The 24,194-nt window shown below is 68.0% G+C and carries 21 protein-coding genes; 13 read left to right on the top strand and 8 right to left on the bottom strand.

Annotated elements, in window-relative coordinates:
* Positions 1–74 precede the first annotated feature (74 nt).
* The 3 genes from BLR21_RS23345 to BLR21_RS23335 form a co-directional block, all read right to left on the bottom strand.
* Positions 75–1,394 carry a purine-cytosine permease family protein gene (locus BLR21_RS23345; protein WP_090008364.1) on the bottom strand — a complete coding sequence of 440 codons (1,320 nt, stop codon included), beginning with the start codon at positions 1,392–1,394 and terminating at the stop codon, positions 75–77.
* 114 nt (positions 1,395–1,508) lie between these two features.
* On the bottom strand, positions 1,509–2,141 hold the full coding sequence (locus BLR21_RS23340) for a hypothetical protein (RefSeq protein ID WP_090008210.1): 633 nt from the start codon (positions 2,139–2,141) through the stop codon (positions 1,509–1,511).
* 63 nt (positions 2,142–2,204) lie between these two features.
* Positions 2,205–2,756, bottom strand: a complete 552-nt coding sequence (locus tag BLR21_RS23335; RefSeq protein WP_090008208.1) for a hypothetical protein — start codon at positions 2,754–2,756, stop codon at positions 2,205–2,207.
* A gap of 56 nt (positions 2,757–2,812) precedes the next feature.
* Here BLR21_RS23335 and BLR21_RS23330 point away from each other — a divergent pair, with 56 nt between their 5' ends.
* From BLR21_RS23330 to BLR21_RS23310, 5 genes are read left to right on the top strand one after another with little or no spacing between them, the layout of a single operon-like run.
* Positions 2,813–3,265: a YbaB/EbfC family nucleoid-associated protein gene (locus BLR21_RS23330; protein WP_176929754.1), complete on the top strand. Its 453-nt coding sequence runs from the start codon at positions 2,813–2,815 to the stop codon at positions 3,263–3,265.
* A complete protein-coding gene (locus BLR21_RS23325) occupies positions 3,262–3,567 on the top strand; it encodes a hypothetical protein (protein WP_090008204.1) in 306 nt (101 codons plus the stop codon). Before BLR21_RS23330 ends, BLR21_RS23325 begins: the two co-directional genes overlap by 4 nt.
* A complete protein-coding gene (locus BLR21_RS23320; protein ID WP_090008201.1) occupies positions 3,564–4,862 on the top strand; it encodes a WXG100 family type VII secretion target in 1,299 nt (432 codons plus the stop codon). The genes BLR21_RS23325 and BLR21_RS23320 overlap by 4 nt, the downstream gene beginning before the upstream one ends.
* The gene (locus tag BLR21_RS23315; protein WP_090008199.1) at positions 4,859–5,305 is read left to right on the top strand and encodes a DUF6346 domain-containing protein; all 447 of its coding nucleotides are present in this window, start codon (positions 4,859–4,861) and stop codon (positions 5,303–5,305) included. The genes BLR21_RS23320 and BLR21_RS23315 overlap by 4 nt, the downstream gene beginning before the upstream one ends.
* A complete protein-coding gene (locus tag BLR21_RS23310) occupies positions 5,302–6,195 on the top strand; it encodes a DUF6346 domain-containing protein (RefSeq protein WP_090008197.1) in 894 nt (297 codons plus the stop codon). Before BLR21_RS23315 ends, BLR21_RS23310 begins: the two co-directional genes overlap by 4 nt.
* Positions 6,196–6,447: 252 nt before the next feature.
* On the opposite strand, the gene BLR21_RS42675 is transcribed toward BLR21_RS23310, so the two are convergent.
* Positions 6,448–6,603 carry a hypothetical protein gene (locus BLR21_RS42675; protein WP_176929753.1) on the bottom strand — a complete coding sequence of 52 codons (156 nt, stop codon included), beginning with the start codon at positions 6,601–6,603 and terminating at the stop codon, positions 6,448–6,450.
* A 146-nt stretch (positions 6,604–6,749) separates the two neighbouring features.
* Between BLR21_RS42675 and BLR21_RS23305 the strand changes: the two genes are divergently transcribed.
* The 5 genes from BLR21_RS23305 to BLR21_RS23285 all read left to right on the top strand — a co-directional run bounded on the left by BLR21_RS23305 (position 6,750) and on the right by BLR21_RS23285 (position 16,978).
* Positions 6,750–8,609 carry a DNA/RNA helicase domain-containing protein gene (locus tag BLR21_RS23305; RefSeq protein WP_176929752.1) on the top strand — a complete coding sequence of 620 codons (1,860 nt, stop codon included), beginning with the start codon at positions 6,750–6,752 and terminating at the stop codon, positions 8,607–8,609.
* A 124-nt stretch (positions 8,610–8,733) separates the two neighbouring features.
* Positions 8,734–10,623 carry a DUF2075 domain-containing protein gene (locus BLR21_RS23300; RefSeq protein WP_256334882.1) on the top strand — a complete coding sequence of 630 codons (1,890 nt, stop codon included), beginning with the start codon at positions 8,734–8,736 and terminating at the stop codon, positions 10,621–10,623.
* Between the two features lie 118 nt (positions 10,624–10,741).
* Positions 10,742–12,142, top strand: coding sequence for a TIGR02677 family protein (locus BLR21_RS23295; protein ID WP_256334881.1), 1,401 nt, complete (start codon positions 10,742–10,744; stop codon positions 12,140–12,142).
* The gene (locus tag BLR21_RS23290) at positions 12,139–13,212 is read left to right on the top strand and encodes a TIGR02678 family protein (RefSeq protein WP_090008190.1); all 1,074 of its coding nucleotides are present in this window, start codon (positions 12,139–12,141) and stop codon (positions 13,210–13,212) included. The genes BLR21_RS23295 and BLR21_RS23290 overlap by 4 nt, the downstream gene beginning before the upstream one ends.
* A complete protein-coding gene (locus BLR21_RS23285) occupies positions 13,205–16,978 on the top strand; it encodes a TIGR02680 family protein (RefSeq protein WP_090008188.1) in 3,774 nt (1,257 codons plus the stop codon). Before BLR21_RS23290 ends, BLR21_RS23285 begins: the two co-directional genes overlap by 8 nt.
* Here the strand turns inward: BLR21_RS23285 and BLR21_RS44430 are convergent.
* Positions 16,962–19,250 carry a helix-turn-helix domain-containing protein gene (locus BLR21_RS44430; RefSeq protein ID WP_090008186.1) on the bottom strand — a complete coding sequence of 763 codons (2,289 nt, stop codon included), beginning with the start codon at positions 19,248–19,250 and terminating at the stop codon, positions 16,962–16,964. The two genes, BLR21_RS23285 and BLR21_RS44430, sit on opposite strands and share 17 nt — an antisense overlap.
* An 85-nt stretch (positions 19,251–19,335) precedes the next feature.
* Here BLR21_RS44430 and BLR21_RS23275 point away from each other — a divergent pair, with 85 nt between their 5' ends.
* Positions 19,336–20,388 (top strand): cytochrome P450 family protein, encoded by a 1,053-nt coding sequence (locus tag BLR21_RS23275; protein WP_176929751.1) that lies wholly within the window; start codon positions 19,336–19,338, stop codon positions 20,386–20,388.
* Here BLR21_RS23275 and BLR21_RS23270 read toward each other — a convergent pair.
* The 3 genes from BLR21_RS23270 to folP are packed head-to-tail and all read right to left on the bottom strand — an operon-like array spanning position 20,345 to position 22,455.
* Entirely contained in the window at positions 20,345–20,629 is a 285-nt protein-coding gene (locus BLR21_RS23270) for a hypothetical protein (RefSeq protein ID WP_084401906.1), read from the bottom strand. The genes BLR21_RS23275 and BLR21_RS23270 overlap by 44 nt on opposite strands.
* A 48-nt stretch (positions 20,630–20,677) precedes the next feature.
* Complete coding sequence (locus BLR21_RS23265) at positions 20,678–21,616, bottom strand: hypothetical protein (RefSeq protein ID WP_030479172.1); 939 nt, start codon at positions 21,614–21,616, stop codon at positions 20,678–20,680.
* Between the two features lie 14 nt (positions 21,617–21,630).
* Positions 21,631–22,455 carry a dihydropteroate synthase gene (gene folP / locus BLR21_RS23260; protein ID WP_090008182.1) on the bottom strand — a complete coding sequence of 275 codons (825 nt, stop codon included), beginning with the start codon at positions 22,453–22,455 and terminating at the stop codon, positions 21,631–21,633.
* 62 nt (positions 22,456–22,517) lie between these two features.
* Here folP and BLR21_RS44425 point away from each other — a divergent pair, with 62 nt between their 5' ends.
* Both BLR21_RS44425 and BLR21_RS23250 read left to right on the top strand, forming a co-directional pair.
* Positions 22,518–23,582: a DUF2786 domain-containing protein gene (locus BLR21_RS44425; RefSeq protein ID WP_090008180.1), complete on the top strand. Its 1,065-nt coding sequence runs from the start codon at positions 22,518–22,520 to the stop codon at positions 23,580–23,582.
* 94 nt (positions 23,583–23,676) lie between these two features.
* On the top strand, positions 23,677–24,159 hold the full coding sequence (locus tag BLR21_RS23250) for a hypothetical protein (RefSeq protein WP_090008178.1): 483 nt from the start codon (positions 23,677–23,679) through the stop codon (positions 24,157–24,159).
* Positions 24,160–24,194 lie beyond the last annotated feature (35 nt).

The following is a 24,194-nucleotide window of genomic DNA, read 5'->3' as shown; positions in this document are numbered from 1 at the left end:
TGCCGACCGATCTGACCGTGGACTGACCTCGCTCTGACAGCAGTGCCACCGATACCGATGCGCACGTCCACCCCTCAGGCGGCCGCCGCTTCCTCGGCCACCCTGCGGTTGGTGGCCCGGCGCGTCCTCATGCGGAGGAGGTCCAGCCGCCCGGCGCAGACGTACAACGCGAACGCGAGCACGAGTGAGTTCACACTGGACTGCCCGAACGCCACGAGCTCGCCGGCGATGGCCGAAGCCGGCCAGATGACCACCGTGGCGGGCACCCACGAGGGCGCCGACCGCGGCACGTACGGCCGCGTGGAGATGATCTCGTTGCGCCACCGCCGCACGACGAAGTACTCGGCGATCATGATCCCGGCGACGGGCGGGAACACCACGCCCAGCAGCACCAGGAAGTGGCTGAACCGGTGCACGATCCCCGCCGCCGCGAGAACACTGCCGGCGCACCCGACGATGACGGTCATCTGCACCCGGCTGATCCGGAGCGCGAACACGGCGTCGAAGAAGTTCACGAGCCCGAGCGAGGCCGAGTAGAGGTTCCAGTCGTTGATCTTCAGCACCGCCGTGACCACGATCAGCGCGCCGATCCAGCCGCCGGACGCGCTGATGGCGCCCATGACGTCCGTCGTGCCGAGCCCGTGCGCGAGGAGCACACCGGCGAGGCCGATGACCCACTCGGCGAGCGTGATCCCGAGAACCGTCTGCTTGACGACGTCCCGCTCGGTGCGGTTGAAGCGCGTCAGGTCCGGCGCGATCGCCGCCCCGACGATGAAACTGCCGGTGACCAGCGTGATCGCCGTCAGCATCCCGATCGAGGGCCCCGGCGCCGGACCACTGAGCGCGGCGCCGACATCGTTGATGCCGGCCAGCACCAGCCAGCCGAGCAACAGCAGGAACGCGGGCACCGCCACGTACGCCGTCCACGCCATCCACCGCACGCCATAGGCGGCGATGACCGTGACGACGATCCCGAAGAGCAACGACCACACCGGCGCCGGCAACACCCCCGCCGCGTTGGCGAGCGCCATCCCCGCCAGCCCGGTCTGCACGCCGAACCACCCGGTGCACGACAGGGCGATGACCAGCCCGAGCACCGCCGATCCGGCGTGCCCGAACCCGGTCCACCGGCTCAGCATCGCCGTCGAGAGCCCTTCCCGCTGCCCGATGACGCCGACCGTGATCGCCACGGCGTTGAGCAGCACGGCCCCGATCGTGAGCGCGAGGAACGCGTCCCAGAACGTCATGCCGAAGCCAAGTGTCGCGCCCAGCAGCAACTGGCTCAGCGCGGTCGTCTGCCCGAAGCGCTGGGTCGCGACTGACAACCACGGGTGCCGCGCCTGGTCAGGGACACGACTGAGGGCCTGATCATCACGCCCGACAAGAGCGGCCACGATCATCCCTCCGCCCTGTGATCGACAACCCGGACAGTAATAGCCCACCCACGGTCGAGCTATAGGCAATGTGCACAGGCGGATGAATCACCACGTTGCGATTCGCACAGGCACCTAATTCATCGCGAGTGCGATTCTCCTTCGCGCGACCAACCGAGTCTGGTGCACGTCCATGCTCATCCCGAGCCCGGGCCGCCGCTCGAACCGGTCGTAGCTGCGGCTGAGCAGCCAGTGGGCCGCCACCGGCGTGATCAGCTCCAACCGCATCTGGTCTCGCAGCCGAGCCAGCGCCTCCTCCACCTGCCGCGTCAGAAACGCGTGCCGCGTGAGGCTGCCACTGATTTCGTCGATCATGAAGACCATGGCATGAGGCGAGTCGCCGTACGAATAGCTGCACAGCAGTGCCAGATATCCCGCGTCGATCGACCGGTCACCGATCCAGCACTCCCCGAATGTGAGCGCTCCCAAATCCCACTTCGGCTCGGCCTGACGGCACGCGGCCTCCTGAGCCCACGCCCCGGGCCGCCCAGGCAGCAGATGCCCCAGCGCCGTCAGCAACGCCGCACTGCGCCGACTGGGCACCTCCTCCAGGTGCCGGACGACGACCTCCCACAACTCCTCGTTGTCCGCGAACGGCCCCACGAAGGCACTGACCTGGAGCTCGACCTCCAGCGGATCGGTGAGCTGCGGCAACGGGCGCCCGGCATCCACCACCGCCTGCTGCATGGGGGTCAGCCTCGTCCGCATGGGCGGGAGATTAGGCCGATCGGCGCAACGCAGTCCGTTCGTGGCTCGGCGCCACCACGCGGATCACCCCATCGTGATCACTTCGCGCAGCCCGTCGACGAGCAGGTCGCCCGGTACCTCGAACTGAACTCCGCCCTGCGCGGTCACCAGCACCGTGACAGGCCGCTCCAGCGCGTCCACGACCACGGCCAGCTCCACCCCGCGAAACCGATGCCAATGCGGCGGCCAGTCCCGCGGCCGCGCTAGTTCCGAAGCGAAGACGTCCACAACGTCCTTGCGCATGACGAGATGCTTTCTCGGTTCGCGAGCGGGATCAGCCGGCAGCACGAGTTCGGCGGCCAGCACAGCGTCGACCAGTTCGGCTTTGTCCGCGTACCCGCGGTGCACGAGGTACATCAACGACTCGAGGTCGTTCTCGAAGGTGACTTCACGCGCCTGATATCGGGGATTCGGCACGTACTGATCAGTGATCTCACCCTGTGCGTCCACGAGATATCGCCCGATGACCGCCTCGCCCGAACTGCCGTCGTAGACGGGGTCGACCACGTGCAACCAGTTGTTGGGCATGCGACGAGCGCGTTCCCGCATCTCCCGAGTGATGAGCGGCTTCATCATGCACGCATTGTGCCGAACCGTGCGCGCAGAGTTCGTACAAATGCGATCATTCGATCGTGACCGATCCGCACGCGTTCCTCGCGAACTTCGAACAGCGCCTGCACCAGGCCCAGGAACAGGCGAACGCCATCCAGACGGCGTTCCGCGAATCCCGCACCGAAGCCCAAAGCCCTGACGGCGCGGTCATCGTCACCGTGGGCTCCGGCGGCCGAATCGAATCACTCCAGCTCACCCCGCGCGCCGACGACCTCGGCCACACCACCCTGGGCCGCACGATCATGGACACCATCCGCCGCGCCCAGGTCGAGGCCGCCCGCAAGATCGAGGACACGATGCGCCCGATCCTCGGCGACGGCGAGGGCATGGCCTTCCTGCGCGAACAGGTCGAGCAGGGCATCGCCGCGATCGACCCGGCAGGCACCGTCGCCGAACCGCCACCCGCCCCAGGCCGTCCCGCACCACCCCGGGGCGATGACGACGACTTCGGCGGAAACTCGGTGCTGCGATGACCGGCTTCGCGGCGCAGTCCGAGGCCATCGCGGCCCACGGCAAGCAACTCGTCGGCCAGGTCTCGCCCTCCCTGCAGGAGGCAGTGTCCGCCTCCCAGGTGAGCCTCGGTCCGAACGTGATGGGCGAACTCTGCCAAGCGTGGTCGTGGATCTTCAACGACGAGCTCGACGACGCCAAGGCTCTTCTCGCAGCCCTCCCCAAGGCCTTCGAAGCAACCGGTGACGAACTGTGCTCGGCGGCCGAGACCTACCGGCAGACTGAAGAGGGCAACCGCACCGCAATGCAGGGGGTGGACCGATGAGCAACCCCTTGGTCGCGAAGAAGGAAGACGACAAGAAGCGGCTCGCCGGCGCAGGCATGTTCGACACCGCCGAGGACCTGGTCAAGCCCTTCGCCGAAGGCAAGACCATCGACCCGGTCGCGCTGGGCATCGACGGGGCCGCGCTGGCACTGGACGTCGCAGGCTTCCTCACCGACCCGTTGGGCACGCTGGCCTCGTCGGTCGTGGGCTGGATCATCGAGAACGTCGGTTTCATCCGGGAACCGTTCGACCAGCTCATGGGTGATCCACCTGCCATCGAAGCGATCGGCACCACGTGGGAGAACATCGCCAAACGCCTGAGCGACGAGGCCAACGCCTACGAATCTCATGCCAAGACACTCGCCGAGTGGACGGGCCATGCGGCCGATGCCTATGGCACCCGTTGCACCAATCTCGTGGCACAACTCCGTGGGTCGTCAGCCGCCGCCTCGTCCGCCGCGAACAAGATCAAGGTGGCCGGCGCGGTAGTGGCCGCGACCAGGGCGCTGATTCGCGATCTGCTGGCCGACCTGGCAGGCACCCTGCTGATGTGGGGCATTCCGGCAGCTGCGTCGGCGATCCCGACCGCAGGCGCCTCCATCGCGGCCTTCATCACCCGAGCCGTCACCAAGGCAGTCGAGATCGGCACCAAGATCGCCCGGTTCGTCGCCAAGTTGTTCAAGGCGTTGGACAAGCTCGGCTCGCTGGCGAAGAAGGCCGCTGGCGCGATGCGCAAGCAAGCCGATGACCTCGCGGCCCTGAGCAGGCAGATGCCGAACAGCCGCTACGGCAACCAACGGGCGGCAGAGCTCGCCTCCGACTCGGCAACGAGGGTGTCCAGGGCCGACTCCCTCGACAACATCGGCGAAGGCCTCGGCAACGCGAGCAGGCGCATCCAAGACGGGGTCGACAACGCGATGAACAAAGTCGACGACATCGCCCAGCGCACCACCCAGAAGGTCGACGACTGGGCGGCCCGCGTGAAGGAGAACGGCCCGGCCCGCAAGCAGGCGGTCAAGGACTTCTACGAGAGGATGAACCAGCCCCCTCTGACTACGCGCACGGAGAACATGGGCGACCCCCAGTCCGGCCTCGGCCGTGCGGCCGACCGGGTGGACGCGCCGATGAGCAAGGGCCTGCTCGACGGCCAGAACTGGGTGCGCGCGGTCTCCAGCAGGGACATCAGTCACCTGATGCCGAACTGGGGAGACCTCGTCCACCCGGCGAAGGAGCTGTCGAAAGAGCTGAACAAAGCTGAAGGCGGCGGCCACAAAGACCCCAAGGAAGGCTCGTGACCAAACCGAGGCGGATCGCCATCGCCGCCGTTCTCTGGATCGTCGCTCTGTACACCGCCCATGCAGGCACGTTGTTCTTCGACGGCGAAGCCGGCTCGGGCGGCGACCCGAAGGGCTACGCGGAGAGCATCTCGTGCGCACGCAACTGGTGGGCCTTCGGCGCCCTCTGGTATTGCAACGCCACCATCGTCGCTGACGATGGCAAGCAGTACCCGTACAGCAGCAAGAACTCCTCGCTCACGCCAGCCGACATCGGCAACCGCGTGCCGATGACCAACAACCGCGTACGTTCCGGACGGTCCTCCCAGTCAAGCGCGGAGTGGGCGCTCGCCGAACGCAGAGACCCGAACAAGGTCGCGTACATGCTGTCCCTCATGGGCATTCCGGTAGTCGCGCTCTTCATCACGTTCCGCATGTTCCGCGACAAGGAACCGTTGTCATGAAAGGACATCACCAGCGCTGGCTGTCTCTCGCCTGGCTCGGCCTCTGCCTGTACGGCGCCGCGTTCCTCCTGCTGTTCTGGGAGGACCACGGCCCCCGAGGCTCCGCGGTCGCCCAAGCCGAGAACATCCAATGCGAGCGCAACTGGCTCCTCCTGGGCACCCGCTGGAGTTGCAGCGCGATCGTCACCGACACCTACGGCGTGCGGACGCGGTTCACCAGCGACTCCTCCCTGCTGACCCCGGCCGACACGTCCGTGCCCATGCAACGCCTGGGCCCGCTCGACTTCGTTCCGTCCCGCGAGTCATTCACCCCGGCACCGTGGCCGACCATGGGCGCCGTAGTGCTGATCGGCGCCGGCCTTCTCGGCACCGGCATCTGGTGGCAGAACAGCCGTTCGCGCCGCGAGAGTCCGCGGGCAGAAGTGAGCCGCCTCCGCGGGCACGCCCGCTGGTACGTCGGCGCGGGTCTCCTCGCCTTCGCCGCGGCCCACTTCACCTACGGCCTGCTGATCGCCGCCCGCGCCGACTTCTGGCCCCGACCCGCCGAGGGAACCGGCGTCGTGACGTCCTGCGACCGTGACTGGCGGTACCTGGGAGCGACCTGGCGCTGCGCTGTCACCATCACCCCGGACACCGGCGGCGAACTCGTCCAGACCATGAGCTACTCGCAGTTCACCGCCGCGGACGTCGGCACGCGCAAACCGGTCACCTTCACGGGATCGACCTGGGAGTCCGTGGACCAGGCCCACGAACACCGGTTCGCCAAGACGTTGATGGTCCTGCTGTTCGCCGGCGGTGTCGCGCTGGTCGCCAAGCCGCTCTACGACCGGCCACGGATCCGTGGCCTGGAGAAGCCGGAGCTGCCACCACGCTTGCTCGACATCAGGTGATCAAGCCGCGGTGAGTTGGGCCGGTGATGCTCAGGCGTCGACGGCCTGGCGCCCGACCGTGATGTCCGCCCGGTCGGCGGCCGCCCGGCCCGCTTCCCACCGCTCGGCCAGCACCGGCAGCAACCGCTCGTCCTCGACCGGGTCGTGCGCCCGGACTCCGGCCTCGTCGAGCCGCTCTCTGATACGTGTGGCATAGGAGACCAGGAACGCCTGGCGAAACGATCGCGTGCGAGACGTTCCGGCACGAGTGGCCTAGCTGCCTTCGGCGACCATCGCGCGGGTGGCCTGGACCAGCAGCGAGGTGGCCAGCAACTCGGTGATCTCCAGGTCCATCCGCTCCCCGGCCAGCGCGACAGAACCGATCTTCGAGTAGAACACCGACCAGATGCGACCGGATTCAATCAACACCGTTGCGCGTCACCCAGGTGGTGGCTGTCCAGGCCATCGCTTGTCTATCACTGGTTTGTTACCGCAATCGCTTCCAACCCATCACTCGTTTGGGTATAACCTGATCGAGTGACGGGGGTCACGGTGAGCGAGACTTGGGGGAACCAGTGCCACTCGTGCAGGACCGCGCCGCAAGCCTGCTGGAAGAGTCGTTGGCGGAGAAGCTGCACTCCCGCCTGGAAGAGGCGTACCGCAGCACACACTTCCGGTCCGTGGGCAAGCCCGAGCTCGAGTCGTGGCGGCACAGCTCGAAGGCACTGCTGAAGGTGCTCAAGAAAGCAGGTCTCGGCGAGTGCCAGGTGCTGCTCGAACACGCCCTGCCGCGTTCGTCACTCCGCGTCGACGCCATCGTGTGCGGGCACCACCCGGCGAGCGGCCGGCCGTCCTACGTGTTCGTCGAGCTGAAGCAGTGGAGCAGCGTGCATTCGGTGCAGGGCGGCCTGGTCCAGCAACACGCACGAGATGAGCTACGGCAACATCCGTCGGACCAGGTCCGCGGCTACTGCCACTACGTCCAGCACGCGGTTCCCGCGCTGGCGGAGGAGAAAGAGCTCATCGGCGGCCTCGCTTATCTGCACAACGCAAGCCGGCGGGACGTCGAAGCACTCCTCGACCATCCCGAAGACCACTGGGGCAGGCTCTACACCCGAGACGACGAGTCGGAGCTGCTCACGCAGTTGCAACGGCTGCTCGACTCACGTCGCTCACACGAGGAGAACGCCGGGAGTGCCAGGAGGTTCCTCTCCCACCGCGCCCGTCCTTCTGCCCGGCTGCTCGAGATCGCCCGCGACTCGGTCCTGAACCGCACGCTGTTGCCACTGGTGGACCAACAGCAGACCGCCTACCAGCTCGTCGAGGACAAGCTGGTGAGGGTGAACGAGGGCAGCCGCAAGAAGGTCGTGGTCGTCGTCGGTGGCCCCGGCTCCGGCAAGAGCGCCATCGCCCTGTCACTGCTGGGCAGGCTGGACGAGCTCGGCCTGAACGGATACCACTCGACCGGTTCCAAGGCCTTCACCAAGACCATGCGTCGTTACCTAGATCCAGGCGAGCGTCGGGTAGCGGACATGTTCAAGTACAACAACGAGTTCGGGGCCGACAAGATCCACGAGCTGGAGATCATCATCAGCGACGAGGCCCAGCGGCTGCGGCAGGCGAGCACGAGGTCCGGGTCATACGGCCGAAATGCCGAACAGGGCGAACCTCAGATCAAGGAGCTGATCTCGGCCGCCCGCGTACCCGTCTTCCTGCTCGACGAGAACCAGCGCGTGCGGACCTATGAGGTCGGCACGGTCGCCGAGATCACCAGGATCGCGAAGCAGCTCGACTGCGAGGTCGATGTGATCAACCTGCGCGGGCAGTTCCGCTGCGGCGGCTCCGACGCCTACGACCGGTGGGTCGACTGTCTCCTCGGCGTGGCGGACGAGTCTCCCGTGAAGTGGTCGAGCCTCGCCTCGGCGGACCGGTTCCAGGTCCACGTGGCCGGCGATCCACACGAGATGGAAGCCTGGATCAGAGCGCGGAAGTCTCCCGAGGAGACCGGCCGGATGACCGCCGGTTTCTGCTGGGACTGGCCGTGGGGTGACCGGCGCGCACGACGTCCCGACATCAGGATCGGCGACTGGGAACGATACTGGAACTACCGCAGGGCCAACCAGTTCGGCCCTGACCACGACTACTGGGCGACAGACAAGCGGGGCGTGAGCCAGGTCGGCTGCATCTACACCGCTCAGGGCTTCGAGTACGACTGGGCGGGCGTGATCTTCGGCGAGGACCTGGTGTGGCGTGGACACAGGTGGGTGCCTCAACCGGAGAAGTCCTTCGACCCTGGAGTCAGGGGAAACCGGAGCTCGTTCCCCGTACTGGCTCGCAACGCCTACCGCGTCCTGCTCACCAGGGGAATGCGCGGCGTCACCATGTTCTCCGTCGACGACGAGACACAGGAGCACCTGCGCCACCTGGCCGGTTGATCGGCCGGCGATCGGCTAGCCTCGATGATCGCGGCCCGACGGGCACCGAGCGTGGCCGGACATGGCACCTCGTCGCTGCCCCCACCCGCACGTGGATCTCGCGTGCCCAAATGGGGGGAAATCTGTGGCTCTCGTCCGTCAGAGCGCCGAGTCGCTGCTCGCCGACGCCTTGGCCGACAGGCTGCACACCATGCTTGCGGACAAGGCGCGTATCCAGTTCGAGGCAGGTGTCGGCAACGGCGAGGTGCGGTCCTGGCGCAACAGCCTGCCCGCCTTCCTCTCCGACCTCGTCGACGCTGGTCTCGGCCACGTCGAGGTGCTGCTGGAGCACAAGCTGCCGCACAGCCCGATGCGCGTGGACGTGGTGGTGTGCGGCCAGAATCCCAGGCACGGTAGGCCGTCCTACGTGCTGGTCGAGCTCAAGCAGTGGTCGAAGGCCGAACCCTACGGCGAGGATTTGGTGCAGATCGAGCACTACACCCAGCCCGTACTGCATCCGGTCGTGCAGGTCCGGCAGTACTGCGAGTACCTCGTGGACTCGACGCCGGCGCTCGCCGAACAGCAGGATTCCGTGCACGGCCTGGCATATCTGCACAACGCCCGTGAAGCCGGAGTCTGGCGGATCTCGCAGTACGCGGTCGACGAGTTCGGAGAGCTCTACACCCTCGACAGCAAGAGCAGGATGGTCGACCGGCTCCGCGCGCTGCTCGACAGCGACTCGGCCACGCGCGATGGCGCTCGACGGGCCGCCGACGAGTTCCTCGGCATGCGGCACGCCCCGTCGAAGCCGCTGCTCGCCGCGGCGGCCAAGGAGATCCAGGAACGCGAACAGTTCGTGCTCCTGGACCAGCAGCAGGTCGCTTACCGCCTGGTCACGATGGCAGTGGAAAAGGCTCGTGCGTCGCGCACCCAGACCGTGGTGATCGTGCTCGGGGGACCCGGCTCCGGCAAGAGCATCATCGCGCTCAGCCTGCTCGGCGAACTCGCACGGCAGGGCAGGGAGGTCTTCCATGCGACGGGTTCCAGCTCGTTCACCAACACCATGCGCAAGCACGCGGGTAGCCGTAATCCGCGGGTTCAGAAGATGTTCAAGTACTTCAACAACTTCATCGAAGCCGAGCAGCGCGGACTCCATGTGCTGATCTGCGACGAGGCGCACCGCATCAGGGAAACCAGCCTCAACCGCTATTCCAGGCGGGAGGCAAGGGAGAAGGCCCGCAGACAGATCGAGGAACTGATCGACGCCGCCTGGGTACCGGTCTTCCTGCTCGACGAGAACCAGACGGTACGCCCCGGCGAGATGGGATCGCGGGTGGAGATCGAGGCCGCTGCGAAGGCCGCGGGCTGCGAGGTCGAGGTGGTTGAGCTCGGCGGGCAGTTCCGCTGCGGCGGATCGGAGTTCTTCGACGCGTGGGTCGCCAAGCTGCTGGGCCTCAAGGGGAAGCCGACGCCGTGGTCCAAGCTGGTCACCCGGACCGATGACGAGTTCGTCGTGCGCAGCGCGGAGTCGCCACGGGAGATGGAATCGTGGTTGCTCGATCGGCAGGACAAGGAGGGCGGCACCGCTCGCATCGCGGCCGGGTACTGCTGGAAGTGGAGCGATCCGGTTACCAAGGACGGCACGAAGGTTCTGGTGCCGGACGTTCAGATCGGCGACTGGCACCGGCCGTGGAACGTCAAGCCGGAGAAACGCGTTCCCGATGCGCCCGCTGCACACTTCTGGGCCAGTGACGAACGTGGGTTCGGCCAGGTCGGCTGCATCTACACCGCTCAGGGCTTCGAGTACGACTGGGCCGGCGTGATCTTCGGGAACGACTTCGTCTGGCGCGAGGACCACTGGGAGTCGCGCCGGAATCACTCGCACGATCCCGCCGTGAAGAAGGCCGACGATCTGCACTTCAACCGGCTGGTCCGCAACACGTACAAGGTGCTGCTCACCAGGGGAATGCGCGGTGTCTGTGTCTACTCCGAGGACCAGGAGACTCAGGATCACCTGCGCTCGATGACAGGCTGAACCGGTGGCTCGCAGCGTTCGGTCCAAAACTGTCGGACCCTCCTGAGCGATCTGGAGGCCTGATGGCCTCCCACCCTGTCACCCGAAAGCCCTACTGCGACAAGCTACGGTGGCACAGGTGACGACGTTTCCACCGGTGCCCGCGGAGCTGTTCCGCTTCACCACGACCGACCAGGCGGAGCTGCACACCGCAGTGATGCGCGTGTTCGGGGTGGCGAACGAGTGCCTGCAGACCGTCCTCACCGCCGATGACGTGCAGCAACGACTGAGGGGCGTCGGCTGGTCCGAGCAGGTGACGGACGACGAGCTCACCGCGTCCCTCACTGCTCTGCGTGGATGGGGCCTGCTCGACGCCTCGCAGCACCGGTACGGCCTGACGAAACCAGGCGAGGCCGCGTACGCCGGTATCCGGCACGCCGTCCACGCCCTCACGACCGACGGCGCGCTGCAGACCGCCGTGCTCGACGCCATCGCGGCCCACCTCGACGAACTCCAAAAGCCGCTGGACGAGCGCCAGGCGTTCACCACGCTCACACAGCTCGAAGGCCATCTAGAAGCGTTCAAGACCGGCACGACGCGGTTCAACGCCGACCTGCAAAGACTCCTGAGGGACGACCAGGCCGACCTGGCCACGTTCCAGGACGTCAAGCGCACGACGGTCACCTACCTGCGGGACTTCATCGCCGAACTGGACGCGCGCAAGCTGAAGATCCGCGAGGCCATCAGCGCCATCGACCCCGCCGAGCTGCACGAACGCGCGCGCAACGGCGCCGGGCTCGTCCCGGACCAGTGGCTGCAGCAACGGAAAGAGAACTGGGGCAGCCTGCGCAGCTGGTTCTGCGACAACCCGCCGCGCGTCGAGGAACTGCAGGACGTGTCGCGCAAGGCGATCGTGCAGCTGCTGCGGGTGCTCGACCGGATCAGCGAGCAGCGCAAGAAGCCCACGAACACGGCGGCCGACTTCAGGTCGCTTGCCCGGTGGTTCGCGCGGACCGAGACCGAGGACGAGGCGCACGAGCTGTTCAACGCCGCGTTCGGGTTGTGGCCGGCCCGGCACGCGCATCTCGCGCACGCCGACGGTGAGCTGTTGCCGAGCGGCGAGGCGTGGCACAACACGCCGCCGGTGCCCGTGTCGCCGCAGTTGCGCGCTACCGGCAAGCAGGAGCACATCGGCAGCACCGGCAAGGTCCGCAACGTCGACGAGGTGCGCCGCAACCGCCGTGAGCAGGCGGAGAAGGAACGCGCCGAGCTCGAGTACGCGTGGTCGCAGATCCAGACCGACGGCGCGATCCGGATCTCCACGCTCACCAATCTCGACCATGACACGTTCCACCGGCTGATCGACCTGGTCGGCAGGGCGCTGGGCAGCGATCCGGACAGCACCGGCACGCGCACGGCCGGCACCAGCGACGGGCGGATGCAGATCAACCTGCGCAACGCGCGCGGCTGGGCGACCATGACCACCCAGAAGGGCACGCTGAGCGGGCCCGACTACGTGATCGACGTGCAGAGCCGATGAGCCGCCCGGGGAACCAGCTCGCACGGCTGGAGAGCGAAGAGGTGGCGCGTGGCGTTCGTCTGCTGCTCGCGCGCCCGCTGCTCACCGCGACGCAGGACCACGACGGTTTCGACCTCATCAGAAGGCGCCGCGAACCGATCACGAAGTGGTTCGACTACTACTGCGGCTGGCGTGTGGTCGTCGAGCCGCGCGCCGGTTACGCGCGCCTCTTCAAGGTGACGCAACGGCCCGACCGCACGCGGCCGGCGTTCGACCGGCGGCGCTACACGCTGCTGTGCCTGGTGTGCGCGGAACTGCTGACGACGCCGGTGAGCACGCTCGACGAGCTGACCGGCCGCACCAGGCAGGCCGCCGCCGAGGACGGCATCCCATTCGACCCGGCGAGGCGCAGCGACCGCAACGCGTTCAACGACGTGCTGACGTTCCTCGAAGACCACGGCGCCGTCGAGGCCGGTGAGCGCGTCCGCGCGGACCCGACGCTCGTCACCCGCCTGCTGGCCGCACCGGCGCCGCCCTCCACAGTGGACACGGTCGCCGGCCTGACCCGCGAGACCCGCTACGACAACGCGCACCGCAGCCTGTGGCAACGGCATTCGGTGATGCGCAGGCTCATCGACGATCCGGTGCTCTACAAGGAAGATCTGACCGCGAGCCAGCTCGCGTTCCTGACGTCCCCCGCCGGGCGCAAGGTCGTCCAGACGGGCATCCGGCTCGCCGGGTGCACGCTGGAGGAACGCGCCGAGGGCTATCTCGTGGTCGACGCCGACGCGATCGCCACGGACACGAGGTTCCCGGACGACGACAACCACGCGAAGGTCGCCGCGTTGTTGTTGCTCGACCGGTTGGCACAGGGCCCGGCCACCACTGAGGACCTGGTGGAAGAAGTACGCGAGCTGCTCACGAAGTTCCGCACCTGGGCCACGGCCTACCAGTCGGACGGTGGCGCGGGCAGGCTCGCGGCGGACGCGCTCGAACTGCTGGCGGCGTTCGGGCTCGCACGCACGGAGAACGGCACCGTTCACAGGCTGCCCGCCGCAGCCAGGTACGCGGTCGAGGAGCTCAATGACTGACCGGTGGCAACCGAGCCGCGCCGGCATCATCAACGTCTGGCGCTACTACGACGAGATCTTCTCGTTCTACCAGGGCAGGCTGCTGCTCAGAGGCCCCAACGGCACGGGCAAGTCGAAAGCGCTCGAGCTGCTGCTGCCGTACCTGTTCGACGCGAACCTGCGTCCGCACCGTCTGTCGACGTTCGGCAGTGCGGACCGCACGATGCACTGGAACCTCATGGGTGAGGGCAACCAGGGCAGCACGCGCGTCGGGTACGTGTGGCTGGAGTTCCAGCACGGCGAGCAGTGGTTCACATGCGGTGCGCGGCTCCAGGCCACGACGAACACGACGAACGTCATCGCCACGTACTTCACGACGTCGCTCAGGATCGGTGATCTGACGCTGGTGAACGAGGCCGGGCGCCCGTTGACCAAGACCGATCTCGTTGACGCGATCGGCGAACACGGTGTCGTGCACGCCTCACCGGCCGATTACCGCCATACGGTGCGGACGACGTTGTTTCCCGGAGTGAGCGAGCAACGATACGACTCGTTGATCACCGCGCTGTTGCAGCTGCGCACGCCGAAGCTGTCCGAGCGGCTCGACCCGAGCGTGCTGTCCTCGTTGCTGTCCAAGGCACTTCCACCGCTGGACCAGTCCGATCTGACCGAGATCGCCGAGGGGTTCGAACGGCTCGACCGCCAGCGCGAGGAGCTGCGGCGGCTCGACGAGGAGATCTTCACCGCCGAACGGCTCGCGGACGTGCAACGCGGCTACGCCCAGCGCGTTCTCGGAGTGGCCGCACGGACACTGGAGTCGGCGACCGAGCAGCTCGAGGACCTGACGCGGGCCGCGCGGATGAGCGAACGCCGCTACCAGCGGCAGATCACGCTGACCGACGAGGCGTTCGACCAGCTCGCGGCTCTGGGACGCGACGCGAGCGGGGTCGACGCCCAGATCTCCGGCATCTCCGACCTGCCGGCCTACCAGGAGGGCAAGCAGCTCGACCTGTTGCGGCAGCAGCTTTCCGCCGCGAACCTGCGCGCTTCGGAGGCCACCGCGCACGCCGTGAAACTCCGCGCGCGTGCCGTTGCCGACGACGAACAGGCGGAGCAGGCCAAGGCCGATGCGGCCGCACGCGCCGATGAGCTGCGACGTTCCGCCGTGATCGCACGGGAAGCCGCCGAACACGCGGGCATGCCGTCGCTGTTCGAGGAGATCGAGTCGCACGCCGACGCGCGGTCGGGCCGTCAGCTGCTCACCGCCGCCATCGAGTCCCGGTCCATCGAGATCAACTCGATCAGTCGTGCCGTCGCCGCGCACGAGAAAGCCGTCGACGCACGGAATGCCGCACGTCAACGGCTTGAGGAAACGCGTGACGAGCTTGACCTCGCCACCGAAGCGGAAGCCGTGGCGCAGCGGACGTTCGAGCAAGCGTTTGCGAAGTTCCGCACGGACTTCGACACATGGGCGCACGGTTGTTCCGAGCTGAACGTGTCCGAGCACGGCGAGGTCGTCGAGGCCGCCGCACGCGCTCGCGAGGAGTTCAGCCGCATCGAGGCGCGTCTGGACGAGACGCGCACGGCGTTGAACGGCCAGCTCTCGCAGTACAACGCCATCCGCGAGAAGCTCGCCAATCAGGTCGACGTACCGCCGCCCGCGCCGTACACGCGTGACGACGAGTACCGCGCTCATGCCGTGGGCGCCCCTCTGTGGCGTCTGGTCGACTTCCGCCCTGGCACGCCACTGCCCGTGCGTGGCGCGGTCGAGGCGGCTCTGGAGGCGTCGGGCCTGCTCGACGCGTGGCTCACGCCGGACAACTCGTTCGGCAGGTCCGATCGCGACCGTTTCGCCGAACCGTCGCTGGCACCTCCCGCCCCCGGCTACACGCTGCTGGAGGTGCTCGTCACCGACGACGAGCGCTGCCGCCGGTTCCTGGAGGGCGTCGCGTTCGGTGACACGGCCACCGGCCACGCCGTCGCGATCGGCGCGGACGGGACGTGGCGGCTGGCCAACGCGCACGGCCGCTGGACCAAGGACTTCCCCACCTACATCGGCGCGGACGCCCGCAAACGGGCCCGCGCGGGCCGGATCGCCGAGCTGACCGGCCTGATCGAGCAGCTCGCCACCGATCTGTCCGGTGTGGACGCCGCACTGAACCAGATCGCCGTGCGCCGCGCGACGCTGGCCGGTGAGATGGCCAGGCAACCCTCGACCGACCCGATCGAGATCGCCGAAGAGCAGCGGACGAAGGCGCAGCTGCGTTGTGCGGCAAGGAAAGACGCCGTCGCGGCCGCGGCCCAGCGGGTGGCGGACGCCGAGGCCGTCGTCGCCCAGCACGCCGCCACCACCGAAATCCCGGACGCGGACGCGCTGTCGGCGTTCGCCACCGCGGCCCACCGCTGGCTGGACGACCGCCACGACGCGTTCACCACCGAGGCGCTGTCGGTCGAGGCCGGCAGCCGTGCCTCGACGAGCAGCGCGCTGGCCGACGAGGCCGAGGAGACGACGGCCGCCCGTCAGCAGGAGGCCGCCGACCTCGCCATCACGCTGGAGACGGTCGAACGTGCCGCGGGCTCCGAGTTCCAGGCCCTGGACCAGCAGCTCATCTCGTTGCGTGCCAAGGCTCTCGCACTGGCCGAGGAACGCGAACTACTGCAGGACAAGCAAACGGGCCTGGCGCGCACACTCGGCACGTTGGAGGAGAAGCGCAAGGTCGACACCGCACGCGCCGCGGAAGCCACCGTCGTGCATGAGGCGGCCGAAGCCCGCTATCGGCACCTGACCAGCGGCCACCTGCCCGCCGACGCCGGTGAGGTGCCCGACGGACCGGTGGACCCGCGCCTGATCCGCGACTCCGAGTCCCGTCTCGGCGCTGCCGTGCACCAGGCGCAGCACCAGCTGGCCGGCCGCATCGACCTGTCGCTCGACCCCGACGACGACGTCACCGTGCTGACCGCGACGCTGGACGGCGCGCGCATGGGCGCGCACGCCCTGCTTCAAGCGCTGCAAGCCGAACGCGACCGCGTGCGCACGCACATCACGGACGGCGAACGCGACCTCTTCGACCAGACCCTGACCGGCGACACCAGAAGGCATATCGCCCAGCGCATCCAGGGCGCGTCCGAGCTCGTCGGCACCATGAACCAGCGCTTGGAGCGGGTCCAAACAGCCTCCGGCATCCGCGTGCAACTCGACTGGCAGGTCGATCCCCAGCTACCGCCGGGCACCCGAGAGGCCCGCGACCTCCTGCTGCGTTCAGACCTGAACGACGACGAACGCGCATTGCTGCACCAGTTCTTCCGCGAGCGCGTGGAAGAAGCACGCGCGCACGACTCCGCGACGGGCTGGGAACAACAACTCGCCCAGGTGCTCGACTACACGACGTGGCACCAGTTCGTGGTGAAGGTGGACCGAGGCGAAGGCTGGGTGCCCGTCACCAAGCGCGTGCACGGCGCGTTGTCCGGCGGCGAGAAGGCCATCGTGCTGCACCTTCCGCTGTTCGCCGCGGCGGCCGCGCACTACCACGCCACCCCGACCGCACCCCGCATGATCCTGCTGGACGAGGTCTTCGTCGGCGTCGACGCCACCAACCGCGGTCAGCTGCTGGAGCTACTGGTCAATTTCGACCTCGACCTGGTGCTCACGTCGGACCACGAATGGTGCGACTACCGGGAGCTGACCGGCATCGCCATCCACCAGCTCACGACCGGCACGGACGGGGACGACGCCGTGACGACCGTGCGCTTCACGTGGGACGGACACAGCCTCACGGCGGATGACTGAACAATCCCCGGTCTCCGAGGACCAGCGCGAGTTCGCCGCGCGTCGCGATCCCGAGCTTCGCGTACGTGCTGGACAGGTGGTTGTCGACGGTCCGCACGGAGATCACCAGCGACTCGGCGATCTCCTTGTTCGTGAGTCCCCGTGCGGCCAGCACGGCGACCTCACGCTCTCGCTTGGTGAGCGGCACCAACGTCACCGCGGCGAGCGCGGGCGTTCGCGCGCCCTCGCACCGGCCGATCAGCCGTCCGGCCAGCGCGCGGTTGCCCGACGCGGCGGCGGCCTCCGCCGCGAACAGCACGTACCCGGCTTCCTCGAACCGCGCGGACACCTCCTCCAGCGCCGCGGAGTCGTTGCGCACCAACGCCTCCGCGTGCGCCGCGTACGCCGGGACCAGCAGCCCGGTCGTGGTGGCGGCGAGTTCCCGCAGCCGTTCCAGGGCGTCGGAAGCATGCCCGAGCCGTACCGCCTCATGCAGGAAAATCGCCTCAGCGGCGAACTCGGTGTGCGTCCTGGCGTCCTCCGCCGCCTCGAACGGCGACGTCCCGCCCGCCCAGATCCGCGCCTGCCACAGCCCGATGCCGTACGGGCGCATTCCCGGTGGTGCCAGCGCTTCCGCCTCGGCGAGCAGCGCACGTGCGTCGTTGCCCAGCAACGCCTCCACGTGAGCGAGTTCGCACAGCCGCACGAACGGCTGCGTGGGCCGTGCCTCTCGCAGTAAGCGCCGCGCTTCGAGCAGCCGGCCACCAGCGCGTGCCAAGCCGGCGCACGACACGGCCCAGCTCGACCGCATGGAATCCCACTCGACCTTCTCCCGATGCGCTTGCACGGCAAGACGTTCCGCACGGGCCAGTTCACCGTGCACGGAGTACACGAACACCTCGGAGAACGCGTTCATCTCGGCACCCAGCCCCACTTCGGGCATCGGCGGGACGACCGGGAACGGTCCCGTGTAGCGGCCCTGCACCACGTCGATCATCGCGAGGATGGCCGCCTCGCCCGGATCCGAGGGCGAGAGCAGCGCACGAGCCTCGTCGTACTTGCCGGCGAAGAACAGGAACGCGGCTCGTCCCGCCGGCATCATGATCATCTCTGCGGCTTCCTCGGTGCGACCGAGAGCCCAACCGAGGTTCATCGCGCGCATGGTGCGGACCTCGATCGGGTCGTCGTCGGTCACGATCGACGCGAAGATCTCCTCCGCTTCCTCCGCACGATCCGTGAACAACAGGATGTATGCCAACTGCCGTGCGGCCTCGACACCACCACCGGCGGACCATGCGGCTCGTGCGAGCCGTTCTGCCAGAACGACACCACCTGTCGCGTTGGCGATGTTCGCCGCCCGCAGGAGCAGTTCCGCATCGTCCGCCGTACCGCTGTCCAGGCGCAACACCGCTACTCGCAACGGATCGTCGAGCACGGAAGCCAGGTACCGCTGATGGTTCCGCTTGCGCAGAGAAGGGCACTGCGCGCGCAACACCTCGCCGTACAACGGATGCGCGAGCCTCAGTCCGTCATCGGCGACGGTCACGAGCCCGTCCAACGCCTCCGACGCGGCCAGGTCCAGCGGCTCGCCGAACGCGAGCAGTTCCAGCACCCGGCGTTCCTCGGCGGGCACGGCGGCGAGGTGTGCCTCGATCAGCTCCACCAGCCGTGGCGACAACGGCAGCGGTCCGTTCAACGACCACACACCGCCGTGCGATACCCACTGCGCAGCGAAGTGCATCTCTCGCAGCAGCAACATGTTTCCGGCGGACGCTGTCCACAGCCGATCGGCCGTCACGCTGTCCAGCGCGCCGCCGAGCACGGTCTCCAGCACCTCGACCACCGCCGCACGCCCGAGCGGCTCGAGCTCGATGCGCGGCAGCAGTTCGTCCTTCCAGAGCGCCACCACCGGTTCCGGCGCGCGTTCGCCCGAACGCAACGTCGCCACCACGACGGCTTCCCGGTGTTGTACGAGCTGGTGCAGCAGGCCTGCCGACGCGTCGTCGAGGAGATGGACGTCATCAACCACCACGACGCGACCGCGCAGCGCCGTCCGTGCGGCGGTCAGCATCGCCAACGGCGAGGGATCCACCGACGGCAAGAAGGGCGCCATCACGCCGAGTGGAATTTCCGACATCGCCGCCGTGGCACGCAACCGGACGTCGCACTCGACCTCGTCCAACAGCCGTGTCTTGCCCACGCCTGCAGGACCCGCCACGATCAGCCCCGCACCTCGCACCGCGCGCCGGACCGCGATGAGTTCGGCGTCCCTCCCCACGAACGGCCACCCCATACCGTCAGGCTAGGTGATCCCCGCCGGCAAGATGGGTGATCGCCTACTCATGCCCCTGAACAGCGCAAACACCACGATGAACGGCATGAGCTTCTTCACCGATCCGATCCCGTACTTCGACGAGTGGCGTGAGCGGGGCCCCGCGCTGATCGAGACCCCGGACGGCCAGAAGTCGTGGATGATCAGCCGTTACGACGACGTCGTGCAGGCACTCAGCCACCCGGATCTCAGCAGCGCCATCATCCCCGGCGGCATGCTGAACCACACGGACCCGCCGGAGCACACGCTGTTGCGCAAGCCCATCGCACGTGCGTTCTCCACACGGCGGATGGAGGCCCTCCGGCCGCGCATCGAGGAGATCGCGAACGAACTGCTCGACGCGTGGGAGGGCGCGGAGGAGGTGGACGTCATCGAGACGTTCGCCTACCCGCTGCCGATTACCGTCATCTGTGAACTCCTAGGTGTGCCCAAAGAGGACAGAGACGAGGTCCGGAAGCTGTCCGCGGAGCTGCTCGCACCCGAGACCATGGTCGAGGCCTTCGGCAGGTTCGCCGCGTACGTGGAGCGTCTCGTGGCCACCAAGGAGCCCGGTGACGACGTCATCACCGAGCTCCGCGACGAACCGAACCTGGTGATGAACCTTGTGTTGCTCATCACAGCAGGCCACGAGACGACCGTGCAGCTCATCGGCAACGGCCTGCTCGCCCTGCTGCGCGATCCGGCCCTGCAGCGGTCGCTGGCCGACGATCCGATCCTGATTCCGGAGGCCGTCGAGGAGTTCCTGCGCCTCGACGGTCCACTGGCCATGGGGGTGGGTCGTGTCGCCACTTCCGACGTGGTGATCGGAGGGGTCACGATTCCGAGATCCTCGCAGGTCACCGTCTCACTTGGGGCGGCGAACCGGGATCCGTCCCGGTATTCCGGTCCGGACGTGGTGCAGCTGGGCCGAGACCCACACGTCGCGTTCGGTCACGGGATCCACTACTGCGTGGGGGCGCGGCTGGCTCGTATCGAAGGTGAGATCGCGTTCGGAACGCTCCTCCGGCGTTTCCCGGAACTCGTGCTCGCCGCTGAGCCCGAGTGGCGGGAGTCATTCATCCGAGGCTTGGGATCATTTCGCGTGCGACCGAAGCCCTGACGGCGGCACGGGCGGCCGACAGGTCGTCGACCGCGTAAATCTCCGGACAGGACGCGATGACGAGGTCCTTGTCTGACGCGACGGTCAGCAAAGAAACTTTCTCCGTCAACGACTTGGCTTGCCGGACAACTCCCTTGGCATCAACGCGGATCAACGTGACCCACGTCTCTGACCAGGGAAAGTCCGCTACGGCGCTGGATTTCCGCAGGCCTTCCACATCGAACTCGGCGAATCTGGGCATGACACCAAGATAACGAGTCGAGGTTACGGAACGTCAAAGATCACCCTTTCACCGCAATGCAGCCAGCAGATGGGACAGGTTGACACCAACGGCGTCCGCCAACCGGCGGACGACTTCTGGAGCGGGTGCCAGCGGGTGTGTCTCGCGGGTGAACGGCAGGCCTTCACCGCCGGAAAACTTCGATTGCGGCGTAACGGGCGCGAGCATCGGGTAGACGCGCCAGCGCGGCACCTTCGAGTCCGCCATGGCGAGCGTGTTCTCGTGCCACAGCATCACGGCCGATGACCGAATGTTGCGCGCGAGGACGCAGCCATGGCCCGTGAGCGTGATCGCGCGCGCAGCGGCCCGCACCGCGTTGCGGAACTCGCCCTCCACCACCCACACGCCGTTCATGAACTCCGCGGTGAAGCCCTCGGTCTCCAGAGCGGCGATCGTTTCGGCGTGCTGGTCGTCCGCTGCGGCCGTGGCGAGCTCGACGACCTCCTGCACCTCCGAGGCCGTCACCACGCGCGCACCGGCCTCCGTGGAGGCGTACAGGAGCCGTTCCACGTGACGGTCCTCCGCGTAGGCAGCCCACTCCTGGGCCTTCTCCCACGCCGACCGTGCGATGACGTCGGCCTCGGAACCGCCACGCAGGCGTGCGTCCTGCAGCAGCTGTGCGAGCACCACGGCGATGACAGAGCTCAGCAGTGCGTCGTCGCGTGACTCGTCCTCCGCGGGCACGAGAGAGACGACCAGGTCACGCAGATCGGCACGCCAGCTCTCGTCGCCCGCCCACACGCCGATGGCGAGCAGGTTCAGGTAGTGGTCCGCGAGGGCCATCCGCACGAGCAACGGCTGAGTGCCCGCTTCTCGTGCGTCGCGGCGTGCGGTGACCTTCAGCTGCTGTCGTTCCGCGGGATCCACCACGCTCACGCGGATCTTGTCGAGTTCGTCGAGGAAGTCGTCCCACCGGTCGTCCGAAAACCGGGCGAAGACGTCGTCCACCTGATACCTCCAGCTCAGAGTCGAGCGACGGACTCGAGTACTCGTCTGGTGCGCGCCACCTCGTGCGCGCGAAAGACCGCGGCGCCCGCCAACGCCGCGATCACGGTCGCGACGAGGGTGCCCTCGACGCGCTCGTTCAGTTCCACGCCGAGGGTCTCCCCGACGAAGTCCTTGTTGGACAGAGCCATCAGCACCGGCCACCCGGTCGCCACCAGCTCGTCCGTGTGCCGCACCAGCGCGAGGCTGTGCCATGTGTTCTTGCCGAAGTCGTGTGTGGGGTCGATCAGCACGCTCTTACGAGGCACACCGAGCGAGACCACCCTCTCGGCACGCGACGTCGTCTCCGCGATGACGTCCGCGACGAGGTTCGGGTAACTAACCCTATGCGGACGCGTGCGGGGCACCGCACCGCCCGTGTGCGAGCAGACGTAGCCGGCGCCGTACTCCGCGGCGACCTCGGCCAGCTGCGGGTCCGCGCCCGCCCACGTGTCGTTGAGCAGGTCGGCCCCGGCCTCGCAGACGAGGCGGCCGACGTCCGCGCGCCAGGTGTCGCTGCTGATGATCAGATCCGGGTAGGCGGCACGCACGCGCGCGATGAACGGCACGACGCGGCGCACTTCCTCGCCGGAGTCGACCAGATCGCCGGGGCCGGCCTTCACACCGCCGATGTCCACGATGTCCGCGCCTTCGTCCACGACGCGGTGCACGGCCTCCATGGCCACGTCCTCGGCGTAGGTGGCGCCCTTGTCGTAGAACGAGTCCGGCGTGCGGTTGATGATCGCCATCACCAGCGCGTGGTCGCGGACGACGGTCCGGCCGCGGAACTGGAGCTCGATCACATCCCGTGTCTACCAGGTGGTCCCCGACCTTTGCACATGGCGGACGTCTCATACTGCATGGCGTGGAACTGGTGAAAGCGGTCGATGCGCTCTGGCAGCGCGGCTGGCTGCCGTACGACGTGCGCGAGATGGTGTCGCGTTCGCTCGATGAGTCGGCCGCCTCTCTCGTGGTGGACGTGATCGCTTTGTCCTGTTCGCCGCATGCTCCGGCGACCGTGCATCCGCGGTGGCAGCGTCAGCTGGACGAGATCGGCGCCTCGGTGTGGTGGGAGGGGCCGCTGATCGAGGCGTGGGCGACGCGTCACATCGAGACGATGTCGTATGCGAACCGCACGGCCGCCGAGCTGTTGAAGTTCCTCGGACGGATGCCGTCGTTGCCGCAGATCCTGCCGTTGCCGGGCGACGTGCTGATGTCGGCCGTGCGCGCGGGGCTGGACCCGAAGGTGCTCAACCGGGTGCGCGGCCTGCTGGCGAAGGCCGAGTCGACGGCGTTCCCCGAGGAGGCGGAGGCGCTGTCGGCCAAGGCGCAGGAGCTGATGAACCGGCACGCGCTGGAGCGGGCGATGCTGGACGCGGACCTGCCGGCGGAGGCGACGTCGCGGCGGATGTGGCTGGACAAGAGCTACTTCAAGGAGAAGTCACAGCTCGTGCACGTGGTGTCGGAGGCCTTCCGGTCGCGGGCTGTGGCTTACGAAGGGTTCGGGTTCATCGCTCTCGTCGGTGACGAGGTCGACCTGGAGAGCGTGGAGCTGCTGTCGACGTCTCTGCTCGTGCAGGCGACACGGGCGATGGTCGCCGTTGGCGGACGGGCCGGTAAGGGCAGTGAGGCGCGCTCGCGGCCGTTCCGCAAGTCGTTCCTGGTGGCGTACGCGTCGCGGATCGGGGAGCGGCTGGAGACGATGGCGGCCGCGCCCGCTGCCCCGGACGACCCGATCGCCTCGGACGAGCGGCTGCTGCCGGTGCTCGCGGACCGCAAGCAGGCCGTGGACACGCTGTTCGAGCAGATGTTCACGCAGACGCGCACCTCGCGCGTCACGGTGCGCTCCGCCGCCGGGTGGGGTGCTGGGCGTGCCGCCGCCGACGCCGCCGACATCGGGACCGGCCGAAAGTCCGTGACCTCGGGCTAGGCCACCACCCCTTCGAGTGAACTCCCCGCAGCACAACGGCCTCCGGGGCCCAACCTCGGAAAAACCGTCAGACCCCCTCCCTAACGTCGACCCCATGACATCCACCTTCCACAACGAGATCAAGCTCGGCGAGGTCAACTACCGGCTGAGCGCGACGACCGACTCCGACGAATCGATGGTGCTCGACCTGCTCGGCTCACTCGACTCGGGCGAGGTGATCGCGGACGGCCGCCTCCGCCTGCCGGTAGAGGGCGGCGTGACGATCGGCAAGCTCCTCGCGCGGGTCCTGAGCGCCCACACGCGCCTGCGCAGCCGCCCGTCCCGCCACGCGAACGCCAACCAGCCCTGGACCGAAGCCCTCGACACCGACCTGCGCGCCGCCTGGCTCACCCCGTCCGAGGCCGACTCCCCGAAACTGATCAGGTCCCTGGCCGACGCCATGGAGCGCTCCCCCACGGCCATCCGGGCCCGCCTCGCCAGGGTGGGCTGCGACCCGGACGTGCCGGGCCGCGAACTCTCCGCGACAGCCGCCGTGCTCCTAGGGGCGAACTCAGGGGGCACTCAGGGGAAGACCTGATTCGCGGGCCCCGCAGCCAGCGGACTCTGGAGGGA

This window comes from Lentzea albidocapillata subsp. violacea (genome assembly GCF_900100275.1).
GTDB lineage: Bacteria > Actinomycetota > Actinomycetes > Mycobacteriales > Pseudonocardiaceae > Lentzea > Lentzea violacea.
Note: the sequence above shows the minus strand (reverse complement) of the source record. Positions and strands in the feature narration are given on the sequence as shown.